This is a genomic window from Streptococcus jiangjianxini, from assembly GCF_040225085.1.
In the GTDB taxonomy this organism is placed as follows: domain Bacteria; phylum Bacillota; class Bacilli; order Lactobacillales; family Streptococcaceae; genus Streptococcus; species Streptococcus jiangjianxini.
The window spans coordinates 117,670-135,242 of sequence record NZ_JBEHGL010000001.1; the positions used below are offsets into that span (position 1 = coordinate 117,670).

The 17,573-nt window shown below is 39.7% G+C and carries 15 protein-coding genes; 2 read left to right on the forward strand and 13 right to left on the reverse strand.

The window, feature by feature from the left end; genetic code table 11:
- Nucleotides 1-189: 189 nt before the first annotated feature.
- Nucleotides 190-750 carry an LOG family protein gene (locus ABP870_RS00690; protein ID WP_350013588.1) on the reverse strand — a complete coding sequence of 187 codons (561 nt, stop codon included), beginning with the start codon at nt 748-750 and terminating at the stop codon, nt 190-192.
- A 16-nt stretch (nt 751-766) separates the two neighbouring features.
- Nucleotides 767-2,302 (reverse strand): ClC family H(+)/Cl(-) exchange transporter, encoded by a 1,536-nt coding sequence (locus ABP870_RS00695; RefSeq protein WP_350013589.1) that lies wholly within the window; start codon nt 2,300-2,302, stop codon nt 767-769.
- A gap of 126 nt (nt 2,303-2,428) precedes the next feature.
- Between ABP870_RS00695 and ABP870_RS00700 the strand changes: the two genes are divergently transcribed.
- Both ABP870_RS00700 and gloA read left to right on the forward strand, forming a co-directional pair.
- Nucleotides 2,429-3,097, forward strand: coding sequence for an NAD(P)H-dependent oxidoreductase (locus ABP870_RS00700; RefSeq protein WP_350013590.1), 669 nt, complete (start codon nt 2,429-2,431; stop codon nt 3,095-3,097).
- Nucleotides 3,098-3,199: 102 nt separating this feature from the next.
- A complete protein-coding gene (gene gloA / locus ABP870_RS00705) occupies nt 3,200-3,592 on the forward strand; it encodes a lactoylglutathione lyase (RefSeq protein WP_350013591.1) in 393 nt (130 codons plus the stop codon).
- Between the two features lie 441 nt (nt 3,593-4,033).
- Here gloA and ABP870_RS00710 read toward each other — a convergent pair whose 3' ends face one another.
- The 11 genes from ABP870_RS00710 to ABP870_RS00760 form a co-directional block, all read right to left on the reverse strand.
- Nucleotides 4,034-5,410: an NAD-dependent succinate-semialdehyde dehydrogenase gene (locus ABP870_RS00710; RefSeq protein ID WP_350013592.1), complete on the reverse strand. Its 1,377-nt coding sequence runs from the start codon at nt 5,408-5,410 to the stop codon at nt 4,034-4,036.
- A 715-nt stretch (nt 5,411-6,125) separates the two neighbouring features.
- On the reverse strand, nt 6,126-7,499 hold the full coding sequence (locus ABP870_RS00715) for a PTS sugar transporter subunit IIC (RefSeq protein WP_350013593.1): 1,374 nt from the start codon (nt 7,497-7,499) through the stop codon (nt 6,126-6,128).
- Nucleotides 7,500-7,526: 27 nt separating this feature from the next.
- Nucleotides 7,527-8,957, reverse strand: a complete 1,431-nt coding sequence (locus ABP870_RS00720) for a glycoside hydrolase family 1 protein (protein ID WP_405054631.1) — start codon at nt 8,955-8,957, stop codon at nt 7,527-7,529.
- Nucleotides 8,954-9,412: a DUF3284 domain-containing protein gene (locus ABP870_RS00725; RefSeq protein WP_350013594.1), complete on the reverse strand. Its 459-nt coding sequence runs from the start codon at nt 9,410-9,412 to the stop codon at nt 8,954-8,956. The genes ABP870_RS00720 and ABP870_RS00725 overlap by 4 nt, the downstream gene beginning before the upstream one ends.
- Before the next feature lie 4 nt (nt 9,413-9,416).
- The gene (locus ABP870_RS00730; RefSeq protein WP_350013595.1) at nt 9,417-9,740 is read right to left on the reverse strand and encodes a PTS lactose/cellobiose transporter subunit IIA; all 324 of its coding nucleotides are present in this window, start codon (nt 9,738-9,740) and stop codon (nt 9,417-9,419) included.
- Nucleotides 9,741-9,742: 2 nt separating this feature from the next.
- Entirely contained in the window at nt 9,743-10,054 is a 312-nt protein-coding gene (locus tag ABP870_RS00735; protein WP_350013596.1) for a PTS sugar transporter subunit IIB, read from the reverse strand.
- Nucleotides 10,055-10,065: 11 nt separating this feature from the next.
- On the reverse strand, nt 10,066-12,060 hold the full coding sequence (locus tag ABP870_RS00740) for a BglG family transcription antiterminator (protein WP_350013597.1): 1,995 nt from the start codon (nt 12,058-12,060) through the stop codon (nt 10,066-10,068).
- A gap of 109 nt (nt 12,061-12,169) precedes the next feature.
- Nucleotides 12,170-13,264 (reverse strand): DUF871 domain-containing protein, encoded by a 1,095-nt coding sequence (locus tag ABP870_RS00745; RefSeq protein ID WP_350013598.1) that lies wholly within the window; start codon nt 13,262-13,264, stop codon nt 12,170-12,172.
- Nucleotides 13,265-13,275: 11 nt separating this feature from the next.
- A complete protein-coding gene (locus ABP870_RS00750) occupies nt 13,276-14,673 on the reverse strand; it encodes a glycoside hydrolase family 1 protein (RefSeq protein ID WP_350013599.1) in 1,398 nt (465 codons plus the stop codon).
- A complete protein-coding gene (locus ABP870_RS00755; RefSeq protein WP_350013600.1) occupies nt 14,674-16,029 on the reverse strand; it encodes a 6-phospho-beta-glucosidase in 1,356 nt (451 codons plus the stop codon). It abuts the gene before it with no gap.
- 172 nt (nt 16,030-16,201) lie between these two features.
- Complete coding sequence (locus tag ABP870_RS00760; RefSeq protein WP_350013601.1) at nt 16,202-17,572, reverse strand: glycoside hydrolase family 32 protein; 1,371 nt, start codon at nt 17,570-17,572, stop codon at nt 16,202-16,204.
- Nucleotide 17,573: the final 1 nt, after the last annotated feature.

A 17,573-nucleotide genomic window follows, 5' to 3' on the forward strand; every position in this document is an offset into this window, starting at 1 on the left:
AGCTGATCAATCGTTAGTTATTTCAGAATATTGACGATGTGGGACTAACTTATCCATAAAAAAACACTCAGAAAGGGGACTAAAAGACCTTTTCTGAGTGTTTTTTTCTCAACTATCATTGTAGTGGACGGGAAATGCTCAAAACAGACTTTTTCTACAAACTTAGCAGCGGCTTATGCTATCTGTTTTTTAGTATTTCCTCACTTGAGGTGCTTGGTAATTTTGAATAAACGCTTCCATCTCATTTATATCATCTGTGAAAAGGACTTTATCACGGTCTTCTTGACTGAGAAAGCCTTCCTCAACCATGTGATCGAATTGCTTTTTTAAGGGTTCGAAATAACCATTAACATTGAACAACAGACAGGGTTTATCATTTTGCCCAATCCGTGACCAAGAAATGACTTCTGAAATTTCTTCAAGGGTTCCCGGACCTCCTGGCAAGGCAATGAAAACTTGGCCTAAGGACATCATCTTGGCTTTTCGACTTGGCATGTCTTCAACCACAATCAATTGAGATAAGCCTGTATGCGCAATTTCACGTTCTTTAAGAAAGGTTGGCATGACGCCAATCGTTTCACAGCCGGCAGCAATCAAACTATCTGCTAAAATTCCCATCAAACCGACCTTACCGCCACCAAAGACAAGGCTATGCTTATTATCTACCATCCAAGTGGCTAAGGCTTTTGTTTTTTGAGCATAGATAGGATTTTTCCCTGAATTAGCACCGCAAAAAATAGTTATGTTCATGTGTCATTCTCCTAACTTAGAGTAAATATTTCTCGGCTAAATGACGGTCAGATTCTCGGATGATGATGTCGATGGTATTCCCTAAATACAAAACAGACGATCCTGACACGACTTCATTCTTTCCATTGACAACTTGATTGGTAATCAAAATTTGTCGCGGTAGCTCTAATTCGCGAACTTGTTTACCAGCAATTTTGTCTGATACTGGCCACTGCAAGAGCATGAGTTTTTCAGAAACATCGACTTCCTTGTTGGCAAACATTTTTTCCAACATGGCTTCATAGACTGGGGCTCCTTTAAGCAAATCCATAACGGTGTATGAGACAAGGGTAACAAAGGCTAGGGGCATGAGTTGCGAGAGATTTCCAACCATTTCACAAACCAAGACAATAGCGGTCAGTGGGGCTTTTGAAACAGCGCCAAAGTAGGCACTCATTCCTGCGATAATAAAAATACTAAACATGCTGCTATCAATCAAACCAAGTTGAATAGCTAATGCTCCAAAGGCAGCACCAGAAAGGGCTCCAAGGGATAAGATGGGTAGAAAAATACCGCCTGGAACACCACTACCATAAGAAATCATGCAGTAAACAAAGCGAATAACTAGCCACACCAACAAGACCCAAAAACTTAGATTAAGTTTAGGAAGGGTGACAATGACCTCATGACCACCTCCAGAAAGGATTGGAAGAAAATAGCTTAAGGGCATGATAGCTATGAGTGCAACGATGCTAAAATAGGCTGGCTGGATATGAAGCATTTTCCCTAGTTTCTGGTAATAGTCTCCAACAACTAGGACCACTTTTTCGTAACCAAATGCCAACAAACCAAAAATAAGCCCCATAATGAGATACAACCAATAAGCCTCTAGGGGTAAACGGGCTAAATGGGAAGCAAAATCAAGAACAGGGGCCATACCGAAGAACTGTTTAGAGACAAGATCTGCCGTCAGACTGGCCGTTAACGTCGTAATCCAAACTGTTCGTGAAAAATGATGATAAACTTCTTCGACAACAAAAAGAAGCCCAGCAATCGGTGCGCCAAAAGCTGCTGCAATCCCTGCTGCTGAACCACTGGCAATCAAGGTTTTCTCTCCAAAAGAGGCTAAACCAAACTTGGTTGCAACACCTTTACCAACCATAGCACCCAGTTGAATACTGGGACCCTCACGACCTAGAAGCATACCACTTGAAATAGCTAATAAACCTGCTACAAATTTTTTCCAGAGCACGCTCCACCAATTCAAGTGCATGAATCCCTTAAGTTCAGCTTCAACTTGGGGAATACCGGATCCCTTAATGTGTGGCTCTGATAGCAGCAATTTTCCTACAATTAAAGCAATAAGAGCATATAATCCAAAAATAAGTGCTAAATAAATACTTTGTTCGTGAGCGAGTTCGTATAAATGCAAAACCTTTTCATAAACTACCTGAATAAGTAATCTAAAACTACTCACCACAAATCCTGCCAACAGTCCGACAATAATCCCCCTAAAAATGAGAAACAAAATCGATTCTGATAAATACGACCTAGCTTTTTGATGCTGATCCATAATGCCTCCTGTGAATCTTATCCTAAATACCTCTATCTTAACACGTTTTAAGACACACTTTCAAGGGGAAATCATAGTCATCATCACTAGAAAATGGTATCATATCTCCAAAGAAAAGGAGACATTATGGATAATCAAAACATTCGTCAACAACTTCAGGATGCTTATCAAAAACGTGTCGCCATGCGTGTCTATCAAGACAAAAAAATTCCTCAAGAGGATTTAGACACTATTTTAGACGCTGCTTGGTTGAGTCCTTCTTCTATCGGTTTAGAAGGCTGGCGCTTTGTCGTTTTGGAAAATGCAGCCGTTAAAGAAGCCATCAAAGCCGTTTCATGGGGTGCCAAATCGCAGTTGGAGACAGCAAGTCATTTTATTCTTTTAATCGCTGAGAAAAAGGCCCGCTACGATAGCGAGTCGGTCTATGACAGCCTTGTCCGCCGTGGTATTTCTGAACCAGAAGCTATAAAAAACCGCTTAAAGCAGTACCAAATCTTTCAGGAATCAGATATGGAAATCGCAGACGATGAACGTCGCCTCTGGGATTGGACCGCTAAACAAACCTATATCGCCCTAGGAAATATGATGACCTCTGCCGCTTTATTGGGCATCGATTCCTGTCCGATCGAAGGATTTCCTTATGGTAAAGTCAATGCTATTTTAGCTGAACACGGTGTGATTGACAGGGACAAAGAGGGGATTGCAAGTATGCTGTCCTTAGGCTATCGTCTCCAAGACCCCAAACATCCTCGTCGACGCAAAGAGCGTCACATGGTCATTTCCACTTTCAACTAATAGATGATATAAAGTAGACATTATCGTTAGTAAAAGACTAGACTTTTTGATAAGATAATAATTGAATTAAAAATAGTCAGCATTTCAAAAAAGGAGATCGATATGAAACCACTACATACCTGTGTTCGCGTCAAAGATTTAGACGCTTCCTTAAAATTCTACGCAGACGCTTTGTCATTGACTGAAGATCGTCGTTTAGACTTCCCTGATCAAGAATTTACCATTGTTTACCTACGTGCAGAAGGTTATGAATACGAACTTGAGTTAACTTACAACTATGGCCACGCTGCTTATGAACTTGGTGATGGCTATGGTCACATTGCCCTTGGTGTTGAAGATATCGAAAACCTTCATAAAGCTCATCAAGAAGCTGGTTACTCAATCACAGATATTAAAGGACTGCCAGACCAAAAACCAATGTTTTACTTCATCACAGATCCAGATGGTTACAAAATTGAAATCATCAGCCTTCCAGTATTTGAAGGACGTGACTAAGACAAGGTAGCAATACCTCTCACGTGAGAATCCTTCAGGGTTAAGAATGAATTCATTTTGGACAATTTTCTTAAACGTTTAATGAAAACTCTTAGAAAGAGACTAAATCAACTTTTCTAAGAGTTTATTTTTTTACAATTAAGCCTTTCTTTCCAATTGTTGCCTTTTATAAAAGAGGAGACTAGACTTTGCAGGACTAGTACCTTTCATGTTATTCGCTTATGGTTGCGGTAATCCCTATAATCCGTCGCGTCGTCATTTCATGAGCAGAAGTGTTCTGCTATCATAAGATGCACGGATGCCTCTACTAGGTGATTTTCTCAGAAATGGTGATACTATCCCACTAATTTTACAAAACATTGAAGAAGGTCAATGCCCTGTTGTTTTAAAGAGCCATCATACACAAAAAAGAGCTTCATTGAAGCCCTTTTTTATGTATGATTACCGTTTTGGTGTGTACACTAAATGTTCATTCAAGAAGGTTGCAAAGCCTAGTTCACTAAGTTCGCGTCCGTAACCGGCATTTTTGACACCACCAAATGGCAATTCTGGAAGAGATGCCCAACCTGAGTTGATGAAACTCATACCCGTTTCGATTTGAGCGGCAACACGTTCAGCATGTTCTTGATTGCTTGAGAAGACTGTACCACCAAGACCGTAACTTGAATCGTTAGCCAATTCAATCGCTTCTTCTTCGGTATCAACTTTGTAAATAGAAGCTACTGGACCAAAAATTTCTTGGTTGTAAATTGGATTTTCTTTAGTAATGTTAGTCAAGACCGTTGGCATGACAAAGTTACCAGGATGGTCAATGGCTTCATTACCGTATTCAACAGTTGCCCCATTATCAACAGCTAATTTAATTTGTTCCAAGACCTCCTCTTTAGCACCAGCTGAAGATAGAGGCGCTAAAGTTGTCTCAGCTGCCATCGGGTCGCCCCATTTAGCTGTTTTAAAGGTTTCCACAACCATGTCCACATATTTCTTATAGTTTTCTTCACCTACAACGATGAAACGTTTTGAAGAGGTACACACTTGACCAGCATTATAAAGTCGAGCATAGAAAATGGTTTCTTTTAATAAGTCAAAATCAGCATCTTCAAGGATAATGAAGGCATCATTACCACCAAGTTCAAGTGATGATTTCTTAAGATGGCGTCCCGCTGCTTCAGCAACCGATGCGCCACCACGCTCAGAACCTGTTAAGCAGACACCAGCAACACGCTTATCTGCAATAATAGTGTTAACTTGATTATAAGAAACGAAAAGGTTTTTGAATGCTCCTTCTGGCACACCAGCTTCAAGAACCAAATCTTCAAAAGCCTGAGCAGAGGCAGGACAGTTTGACGCGTGTTTTAAGACCATTGGGTTACCACCAATGAAGTTAGGCGCAAATACGCGCATGATTTGATAGAATGGGAAATTCCAAGGCTCTACCGCTAAGATAACTCCAGTTGCTTGTTTAAGGTAATAAGCGTCACCAGTATCGGTTTCCAGAGGAACTGGTTTCAAAAACTCATCAGCCTTATCAGCATAGTAATCAGCAATATCAGCACAAAGTTCCACTTCACCTTGAGCTTCTGTGAAGAGTTTCCCCATGTCCTTAGTCATCACTTCCGCATATTTATCACGATCGCGGCGGAGTAAGTCGGCAATCTTGTGAAGTTGCATTTTGCGATCTTCTAAACGATCTTCTCGACGCCATTGTTTATAAAGCTGGTGACCTGTTTCCAGCGCTTTTTCGACATCTGCATCTGAAACATTGTCGAATTGATGGAGCACTTCATTTGTGTAGGGGTAAATCGTTTGATAAGCCATATAAATCTCCTTTTTCAGTGTTATCATTATTGTAATCTTTTTCGTAAACGTTTGCAAATTTTTGAAACAGGAAAACTTTAAAAAGACAGGGCAAGCTACTTTTCTAAGTCGCTATTATCCTTTCAAGTCATCAATCATACGACAGCAAATAAGCTACACCTTTAAGAGGACCTGCTTTGACCTGTCTTGAAAGCAAGGTTTAGTTACCTAAACGATAGGACCAGTTTGCTGGACACGCGTCGATAAAAAGCAGGTGAAACGAAAATTTCCCAACAGTGCTCTCTTTAACGACTGAACTTTACAGCTATGGCAACGTCGACCGCATTGTTTGGTACTGTCCTTGATGGTAAAAGGCATCAACTAACTAGAAAACAAAGGACTAGCTCATTCCTATCTGTCTTTAGAGAATCAATCACAATAAGCACTGGAAAGGAGACGCCTACCAGCTTGTTATCCAAACAACAAAAAGTGACGACAAGCTTTTGATAGCGTTTATCGTCACTCCTAAAGTCAAGTAAAGACCGTTTTAATCTAAAAATCTAATCTTATTTCCTTTGGTTTCTCTTGTTTCGACGCTTCTTCATCCAATAGAAGCCTAAAAAGACGAATAGAAAGCCCGTGATCAGATTATAATATTGATTTCCAAAGGTAGGGCTAACCGCGATGATAAAAAATCCAAAAGCGATCAAAAAGGATGGGCCATTTTTTTCCATTGCTATTCTCCTGGTTTAATCTTATTGGCAGAAATCACAAATGGTGTCCAAATGAGGAAGGCCACAAACAAGTTAAAGAGAGAGACCAAGCCAGCCATAAAGCTACCACCCGTAGCCAGATAAGCATAAAGTCCAGCAGGTGTAATCCAAGGAACGGCTAAAAATACTGGCGGAATCAATCCTGTAGTTGTCGCAATATAAGCTATGGCATTACATACTGGTGGTACAATCAACCAAGGAATCACAAAACTTGGGTTAAGCACAATTGGCATACCAAAGATAATTGGTTCGTTAATATTGAAAACACCCATTGGCGCAGACAATTTAGCGATGGTTTTATGCTCTTCACGTTTTGAAAAGATAAAGATGGCAATAATCAAAGCTAGGGTAATACCTGAACCACCCATTTGTCCATAGGCGTCAAATGATCCACGTGTCCAATCCCATGGCAATTCTGAAACTTTTCGTGTCGCTTCATAAACAGCCGTATTTTCATTTAGAGCGACACCATAAATACCATCCATTACAGGTGCTAACACATTGTGCCCATGAAGACCGAAGAACCAGAATAATTGAACTAAGAATGATAGGAAAACAACTGAACCAATACCTTGTGATAAGCCCATGAGCGGTTTTTGCACATAGGTAGACACCAAGTCTCCTAAAGCTAAACCAGTTGCTGCAAAAGCAAGATAAGCCACAATGGCTGAAGCATAGATGGCAGCTGTACCAGGAATAATTGCTGCGAAGGCTTTATTAACAGCAGGTGGGACACTGTCAGGAAGTTTAATGGTAATGTTACGCTTGGTCAAAGCGGCATAGACGAACATGGAAAGAAATCCAATAACAAGAGCGGTGAAGAGCCCTGTTGCCCCAGCGTAATTAAGAGCGATAGCTCCCCATTGGCTTGCTTCAATACTTGTCGCCCCGTCCGCTGTTACTACTGTCAAACCAAGCTCTTTTAATAGAGCAATGTTAGATGGACTCACTTTTTCAAGAGCCGTTGATACTGTAATACTTTGAGGAATAGTAGCTACAAAAGACGCAAACGAAATCAAACCACCAGCCAGAGGGTTAACCTTGTGCATGACTGACAAGTTGTAACCAAAGGCGAAAGCAAAGAATAGGGCCATGATACTGATGGTACCAAAGTAAACATAACCATTGATATCAATAATAGGTTGCATAGCTGCCGTAAAGCTCTCCCAACCTAGATTGGTTGGAATATCTCTTAGAAAAACGTTGAGCAAAACCGCAACAGAACCCGCCATAGTAATTGGCATCATTGAAATAAAGGAATCACGGATCGCAACAAGATGACGTTGAGAGCCTATTTTCCCAGATATTTCCATAAATTTATCAGAAAAATTTGACATAGTGTTTCTCCTAAACTTTAATTATTTTTAGCAATCTTGATGTTTCTTAATCAACTCTTGATACCAGTAAAAACTATCCTTGGGCTTTCTTTCAAGGGTTCCTTCTTCAACCTCATGTTTATCAACATAAACAAACCCATAACGTTTTTGATAGCCATTGAGCCATGATAGTAAATCAGTAAAGGACCAAGTACAGTAGCCAAGAACGCTTGCACCATCTTGAATAGCATTATTAATAGCTGTTACATGCTGACTGAGATAGTCAATACGATAGTCATCATGGATGTGACCATCTTCTGTAAGCTGATCGTATTCTCCAAGACCATTTTCCGTGATTAGGACAGGAACATCGTAACGACTGCTGATGCGTTGGATAGCAATTTGAAGCCCCATCGGATCAATTTCCCAATCCCAGTTTGTTCGTTCAACAAAAGGATTCTCAATACGTTTATACAAACCAGGAACTCCTGATTCACCTGAGCTTCCTTTTTTACCTGTTGTATTCATCTCACCACGTCCTACCCCATCGATTGGGTTATAAGCCATGGTATTTGATTGATAGTAGTTAATGCCTAAGAAATCTGGTTTGGCAGAAGCGATGAGCGCCATATCCCCCTCTTGAATATCGATACTGATGCCTTGCTTAGCCAGATTATCTAAAGCAAATTTGGGGTATCTTCCTTTGAGGTAAATGTCCATCCAAAAGTGTGACTGCATGTCCTCAGCTCTTTCAGCAGCTAAAACATTAATCGGATGACTATCTTTAGCATAGATTGGAGAGTAAGCAAAACTTGGTCCAATCTTTCCATCAGGAATCATCTCATGGAAGGTATTAATCACCTTAGCATTAGCTAAATTAGCAATATGATTCACTTGGTACATGCGCTTATCCTCTTGAACACCTGGTGGATGCACACCTAACTGGTAACCCAAGCTAACAAAAATGTTTTGTTCATTTAGGCTAATCCAGTATTTGACCCTATCACCAAAACGGTCAAAGAGAACACTAGCGTACTCATTGAAATCATCAATAATCTGACGCGACTCCCAACCACCATACTCATCCATTAAGCACTGTGGCAAATCCCAATGATAAAGCGTAATCAAGGGTTCAATATGATGTTTTAGCAATTCATCAATCAAATCTGAATAAAATTGAATGCCTTCCTCATTAACAGGGCCACGACCTTCTGGTAAAATACGTGTCCAAGCAATCGAGAAACGATAGGCTTTTAAGCCCATCTCAGCCATCAGGGCAACATCCTCTTTATAGCGGTGATAATGATCTACTGCAATGTCACCTGTCGTTCCTTTAAAGGTGGTTCCTGGGAGTTTGACATAATTATCCCAGACAGATGGTGACTTGCCATCAGCATCCCAAGCCCCTTCGACCTGGTAGGCTGCCGACGCTGATCCCCAGAGAAAGTCTTTAGGAATATGCGATATCTGATTTGTCATGATTGTCTTTCCTTTTCTGATGTGTCCAGAGCCTTAGCGTGCATTATTAGAGCATCTAGTTGTGCTTGCGTTTGCTTTTCAATGCTTTTTTTGAATACAGTATTCATAAGAAAACGATTCCCTTTTTGAAAGATATCACTAGCTTGCAAGTCTTGAACATAAGTAATGAGTGTCTTGTTCGCCTCTAGCTCTTTAAAATGATAAGAAATGGTCTGTTTCCCTCGATTGGAATGAAAACTTACGACATATTGATTTGGGGCGTCAAAGCTTTCAACCACCACTTTGATTTGGTGTTGCTGAGATGACCCAAATGTTTTGATGTAATTCAATCCAGTAACAATAGCTTCGTCTGCTAGTTTTTTGAGCGTATTGTCGTGATAATCTTTCTTTAAGGAGTCAGTGACAACCTGAAATAAAGCTGTTATCGATACATCTGCTGTTTTGGTTATTTCCATAAAACTAACTCAACTCTGCTAATTTTTCGTAAACATCAATCACTTCTTTTGCCATATCAATAAAGGTTAAAGCTGTCATTAAGTGATCTTGACCATGAACCATTAAAAGCGATAATTCCACTGACTGTCCGGCAGCTTCTTGCGATAATAGCTCGGTCTGAGAATTATGTGCAACATTTAAGGAGTTGTAAGCATCATCAATTCGCGTTCTTGCTTGGGCAATATTTCCTAATTTTGCCTCACGAATGGCTTCCACAGCTTTACCTTTAGCTTCTCCACCATACATGATTAACCCCATAATCGCTTCTAAATTTGTAGGTTCAGCCATACTCAGCCCTCCATCATTTTAAGCGCTGTCTCCAACACATTTGCGCCATTCATTGTCCCGTAGTCGACCATGTTAATGCTATCTACTTTGATTTCTGGTTCATACTTTTCCTTAAACTCTTTAACCAAGAATTTGACCTGTGGGCCTAAGAGTAGAACATCAATAGCATTATCGGCCACCTCATTAGCAGCTTCTGACACAGGAACGGCCCAGATTTTAACATCTACACCTTTATCTTCTGCGGCTTTTTGCATTTTAGTAACTAGCATACTTGTTGACATACCAGCGTTACAAACTAACATAATTGATTTCATAAAAATTCCTCCTAATGTTTCCCTATTAAAGGGATAAATATTTTTTTGACATTATTGACTGTTGGACTAGCTAAGAGTTGTTCTTGAAGGTCTGTCTGCTCGACAAAGTCAACCAAACTAGGTGACAAATGTTTTAAATAGGGATTGCTTCCTTTTGATGGTGACAGCAGAAAAATAAAGCTAACGTAATGCTCTTCATTCCACTGAAGGGGTTGTTTAAAAATACCAACAACCACTTGTTCAGACAAAGACATGGCTGATGACGGATGCGGAAAAGCTAGCGTATTACCATAAACAATGGGGCTATAGCTTTCACGTAATTCCATTTGTTTTAAAAATTGCTCAACGAATTGGTCATCCCTTGATTCTTCTAAACTGTTGACCATTGTCTCGAGAACTTCAGCTTTGGAGAGTTCTTGCTCAAAATAGAAAAAGCGTTTTGAAACAAACATCTCATCGGCAATCTGACAAGCTTTTTCATCGCTTAGCTTCTTCTGTTCTCTACTGTTATAGCTTAGAGAGGCTTCTTCTGATAAATAACTTCTTATCCTCGCAATGTCTTCGTTGTTTAAGAAAACGCTAACATTTATGACGGGCGTTAAAAACATCAGATTGGAAAGGCTAATGGATGAGATAATCAAATCAATGGACTGAAGTCTTTTTTCAGATAACTCATAGTAACTAATCGCATCCACAATCTGCAAGCTACCGCCGAATTCTTTTTCTAAACGATTTTTTAGCATCAAGGCACTACCGTATCCTGTCGCACAGACCACTAGAACATTTAATTTATTTTTGTTGGAATAACGCTCGATAGCTGCCATCAGATGAAGGGTTATATAAGCCCACTCATCGTCAGTGACCTGATAGGGGGATAATTCCGGCATATCTTTAAAAACGTGCTTAGTCATCTCGAAAACCGCCGGATAATCCTGTTTTAGTTGTTCTGTCAAAGGATTCGTCATTTGAATCTTGTTTTTCAAGCGGCTTAGAAGCGGTGTCATGTGGGCAGTTAAGCCATTAAGGAGATCATTGTCCAAATAAAAAGGAACGGCAATGAGCTGGCTTGCTTCTACAAATTTTTCTTTCAGATGATACTCAATTAAACCTGTCGAAAATCCAGTTGTAGCAGGGTTGACTGATGAATTCTTCACCGTCAAATGAAGGGCGATATAATTTGCTTCTTCCTTAGGAAAGCTGATACCATAAGCTTCTTCGACTCGCTTTAAGATCCTCTTAGCAACGCGGTATTCTTCAGAAGATTCGATGACATCAGCACTATTAAAACTTTTTAACGGATAGCCCAGCCGTATTCGTTGAAGCATTAGCGCAATGTGTAGCACTAAATTCTGAATAATAAAATCAGATAATTTCAAGTTAGCATTGCGACATTCATCTATGACAAAAATGGTCAATTCTGGAAAATTGATAGTCGACACAAAATAGTGCTCTACCATGGCAGACATGGACTCATCAAAACTATTGACAAAGAAATAATCCATAATGAAGCGCCTCATATCTGCTTCAGACCCCAGTACAGTGATCATCTGTTTATTTGTCAGCAAGGTTAAACCATAAGGCAGGAGAGACTCACGAATCAGGGAAAGGACATTATTTAAGGTTGTACGACTAATGAATAATTCTTTAGCGAGACTTTTTAAGGACTGCTGTTTGTCTTCGAAAAAGAGTTTATTTAGGATGTAGTGTTTGCGATCTTCTGCCTCCTCAATTTGTAAAACGTCTTTTACGTTACGTTTTGCTGCTAACAGGTTTTGCCAAAAAAGCTCAAACATGGCTTGATCATCAACAGCTAGTTGGTAACCATAACCTCTCTTAGAGATAATACTAGCACCGTGGCCAACAATCGTGTCTGATAACTGACTGAGGTACTTTCTAACCGTGCGGTCACTCATCCCTAGCTGATGACCAATATCTTCGCTAGAGACAAAAGTAGACCTTTGCTTCATTAAAAAATCCATTAGTGACATTTCTTTTTTAGAAAGCATTCGTCCTCCTTTCACTCCTGATTATGTTAGCCCTTACATTTTTCATTATAGCAGAAGATTACCTGGTGAAAAGTCATTCTTTTTCCGTTGTGAAACTGAAAATCAGTGACTAAGATTTAATGATTAATTTAAAGTCTTCCCAAGCTTCTAACGTCTCTAGTAAAGGCAAGGAAGTCTCACAAATGTGACCTACGACATTGGCCTTGTCGCTAATGGTAAACGCTTTTAAAGCAATCTGTAATTCTCCCTTGTAGCGCGTGTATCGGTCGTTATCAATGATAAGACTCCCTCGTTTGACCTTTTTAGACTGATCGTCTCGTGGAGGGATGGAAATATCTGTATAAATCGTTCTAGGAATGGTTGAGCGAATCACATAGTCTGAAATATCGCCGCGATAGTTATGATCAAAGTTTACAATGGCTTTTTCAACACTACTAAGATCATCCAAAACGGTGACCTCAAAACACTTGACTTCTGATAGCAAAGCCTCATGGCAAGCCTTCAATTCCTCTTCCGAGATAAATTGATTTGAGATGAGAATATTATCAATGGTACCAATCGCTTTCATCAGTTGAACCTGCTGCGCTATCGGCAAATGGCGATGGTCCTCCACGGTTGGCAAACCTTCAGACAGTGGCCAAGGGCCTTCTTTGGCAGTTTGACTGCTGACAAAAGCAGCGGTTTCAATCCCTTTTTCATGATAAAAAGTCGACATCTCTATAAAATGTTGCTGCGATAGAGCAGTAAACTCATGAGGATAGAAATTATGACAGGCAATAATATTATCAAAATTAGCATCACTCGCTAAAAGATCATTAACCAAAGTCTTATCGGTACTCATGTTTAATTCAATTTTTAAACCAAACTGATTTTGCGTTAAGGAGACAATGTCGTCAATAGAGAGGGCTTCATCAAGGCGTAAACCAGCTAATCCAAATTCCTTTGCTTTGAGAATCAACTGATCCTCCCAAGCATTTTGTTCAATAAAAGTTGGACTAATATCAGCAATCACGCGCATATTCAGATCATTAGCATATTGAATAATAGCCTTATACTTGTCAAAAGTTGTGGTATCTCCTGCTTCTAGTTGCAAGAGACTCATAAAAATGCGCTCAGCACCATACCTCTTCAACAAATCCATATATGATTTAATCTTGTTAAGTTCGTGCCTTTCAGGGTAAATCGAAAAACCAAATGTGACCATATTCTCTCTCCTTATTGTGAAAAACCATTATTTTGACTGAGTTCTTTAAACCAGTAACCAGATTTCTTCAGGCGACGCTCTTGTGTTTCTAAATCAAGCGAAACTAAACCATAGCGATTTTTATAGGCGTTTAGCCAAGACCAGCAGTCAATAAAAGTCCATAGCATATACCCTTTACAGTTAGCTCCCTGTTCAATCGCTTTATGAAGTTCAATCAGATGGTCTTTGATAAAGGCAATGCGATAATCATCTTGAATCACACCATCTTTAAGAAACTTTTCTTCTCCCTCAACCCCCATGCCATTTTCAGTTACCAACCAGTCAATATTGCCATAATGGTCTCTAATCGTCATCGCAATATCGTAAATCCCTTGTTCGTAAATTTCCCAACCACGATGAGGATTGATCTTTTTACCTGGCATATCATAGTGTTCAAAATACAGGTCTAGACTAAAGGCTTCATCTGAAGCAATATGTTTTTCTGGCGCTTTGACACGCATAGGCTGGTAATAATTAACACCTAAGAAGTCTACGGTATGCTGACGAATAATGTCTATTTCTTCTGAGGTTACCTCTGGCATCAACTCATGTTTTCTAATGATCTCTACTAAGTCCTCTGGATAAGTCCCTAGAACAGACGGATCAAGGAAACTTTTGGTTTGAAACAGTTCTGCGATGTGCGCTGCTTTGCGGTCTTCTTCAGACTCACTTCTAGGATAGGCAGGCGTCAAATTGAGGACAATGCTGATTTTGTGGCTAGCATTAACATCGCGGCAAGCTTTAACGGCTAAACTGCTGGCTAATTGGGTATGATAGGCAACAGCCACTGCCGCTTTAGGGTCAACCTTACAAGGATAATGCAAGTCATTCATATAGCCACACTCAACAGGGACAATCGGCTCATTAAAAGTTATCCAAGTATCCACTAAATCTCCAAATAACTCAAAGCATCTTCTTGCATAAGCTTCATAGGCATAGACAGTTTCTTTATTTTCCCAGCCACCTTTTTCCTGAAGAGCATAAGGCAAATCAAAATGATATAAATTGACGATGGGTTTAACACCAATATCCTTGATGCTCTTAAAAACATCCCGATAAAAGGCAAGGGCTTTCTCATTAACCTTGCCAGTACCGTCAGGTATTAAACGCGCCCACTGGATGGACGGACGGAAAACAGTCTGTCCTGTCTCCTTCAATAAACCAATGTCTTCTTTATAATGTTGATAGAAGGTTGAAGTTTGACTTGGTCCAATGCCATCATGAAATTTTTCAGGCGCAATACTGTACCAGTAATCCCAGTTATTCATTCCCTTTCCATCACCCTCAATACTTCCTTCACTTTGCGGTCCAGATGTTGACGTTCCCCATAAGAAACCTTCAGGAAATTGATAAGTCTGTGTCATCGTCATTTATAGCCTTCCTTCCTTAATAGCAGCAATTGTCGGTTGAAATTGTGGTAGATAAGTTTCATGAGCTAGTAATAATTCCTTCAGCAATCGTTCTGTTTCAGACCCATTGGGAATCAGTGGATTTAAGAAAAAGGCCTGTAAGGCGGTATGGTAATCACCTGAAATAGCAGCATCTACTGTAACTAGCTCCATTTTTTTCATCAATTGCAGTTGCCCTTCCAATACTTTTGGAACAACAGGTGTCGCCAAAGGAATAGCACCTTGAGACGTTATCATTGCTGACACCTCCACAACACTGTCCTTAGGCAAAAATGGAATCACCCCATGATTGACAGTTGAAACGGTTAAGGTTTCATGACTATCAGTGATTATGGCAACAATAATTTGACAAGCAATATCACTATAATAAGCGCCGCCTCTTTGCTCCAATTGCTTAGGTTTTTCTTTGAGATTAGGATTTTGATAAAGATCGAAGAGTTCCTTCTCAACGTCTTTAACCACTGCTGCTCTGATATGTCCTTCGCGATATTGGGCGACAGCATCTTCTAACATCTCTTTTTCTAAAAAGTAGTAACGATGATAGTCACAAGGCAGCATTTGAATAGACCTTAAAAAACTAATAGGAAACTCTAGATTAGTAATGTTTTTAACAGCCTCTTGTTCTTTAGCCTTTAAAGGCCCATAAAATCGCTCAATCAGCTCACCCGTTCGATTATTTCCCTGCTTGTCCCAAACCTGATGAAAATGATAATGATTAAGACCGACATGTCTTAGCGTCAGCTCACTTTCTTCCAAGCCTAATTCGTTTGCTGCTGCCTTTTGCTGTCCAATAGGGATATTGCACAAACCAATCGTTTTCTTCCACCCTAGTCTATTGATTAAAGCTTCGGTCACCATGCCTGCCGGATTAGTAAAATTAATCAACCAAGCCTCTGGACAGAGCTCTTTCATATCAGCAATAATGGATTTATAATCCACAATGGTTCTAAAAGCCTTAAAAATACCTCCTGCTCCATTTGTCTCCTGACCAATAATCCCCATTGACAGAGGGATGCTTTCATCAAGATAGCGAGCGTCCAATCCACCAACACGAAATTGAGATGTCACAAAATCAGCGTCTTTTAACGCTTCCTGACGATTTAAGGTTGCTTTTATCTTCCAATCTAAACCTGCTTTTTCAACCATTCGTTTAGCAAGCTCTACAACGATATTGAGCTTCTCTTCACCTTCAGGCACATCAACAAACCACCACTCTGAGATAGAAATCAAATGGCTTCTTAAGATCATTCCCTCCACCAATTCCGGTGTATAGCTAGACCCACCGCCTATCGTCACCAGCTTAATAGATTCCATCATTACCTCCTTTTTTTGTATACGCTTACTTAACAGTATACCTAAAATAGCCTTTAAATAATATCCTATAAAAAACTGAGATTTTCCTTTGCTATACGGAAAAAATCCCCAACCATTTGATTGGGGATTCTGATTCGTTTCATTCAGACTAGACTTTTAAGACTAAAAAATAGGATTAGACAACACGGCTTAAATCACAATCTCCTTCAATGTAATAAGCCGAGCTAAGCGTTTCTTCACCATCATTCACAAAGATTTCAATACTATTATAATCAATCACGACAACTATTTTTTTAGCTTGGATAGGAATTGATCGTAGGTCTGTTTCCCAAGTTTCATCACCTTTAAGGCTATATTTGAGGTGTTTGCGATCTATGAATACAACTCCCTCTTCTTCATCAAATCCAAAACTAATATAGTCATCCACAGTTCCTAATTTCATTTGTAACGTCCCTTTGACTTCAATTTCAAAGAATCCAGTTTTAGTCAGATTCTGATTCATTTCAATCATCGGAAGAGCTTCGATAGTTTCCGGAAGGATATTCTGAAAAACTCGAGTATTCTTTAACGTTAACTCACGTGGCAAAGTCATACTGCCAGCCCATTTATGATGCAAGTCATGAGGAGGAAGTTGACGTCCCCATGTATGTAGCCAAGCAATCATAATACGTCGACCCTTATCATCTAACAAAGATTGAGGGGCATAAAAGTCATGACCATGGTCTAATTCATGAATGGACTCTAATTTAAATCGTTTCTCGTCCCAGTCTACCTTTCCTGTTAATACTACTGAAGCATTAATGTTTCTAAAATTATATTTGTCACGTGCTACTCTCATAGGAGACATTACCAATACATCAGTGCCTTCCAAATTGAAATAATCTGGACATTCCCACATGATACCTTGTTCAGGTGTCCCTTTTAAGAATATTGATTCAAATGTCCAGTCTATTAAGTTATCTGAACCAAGTAAGACAATTGTTCCTACATTATCCTGATGCTTAGCGGCGACCACTGCATAATACTTGCCATCTTTCTTAAATAGTTTTGGATCGCGAAAGTCTGACGAAACTAATTCTTCCGGCAGATATTCTCCTGTAGCTACTGGATTCTCAGTGATTTTTGTAAAATGAATACCATCTTTAGAATAGGCCATATTCTGAACTTGCCGGATACTACCATCTTCTTGCTCGATATTACCAGTGTACATTAGCCACAAAACATCATCTTTAACAATAGCTGATCCAGAAAAACAGCCATCTTTATCATATGGCATATCTGGTGCCAATGCTACCGGTAAATGCTCCCAATTTACAAAATCTGACGTTTTTGCATGTCCCCAATGCATTGGACCCCAAACACTATCATAAGGATAAAATTGATAAAACAAATGGTACTCACCACGAAAATAGACAAAACCATTTGGGTCATTTATCCAGCCTATTTCAGCTGAAAAGTGGTTTACAGGCTTAAATTGATGATTAACTTCTTTTTTATGGTCCAGAATATGGTAATTAGCTCTCGTGGTCGTATAGGTGTTTAGCATT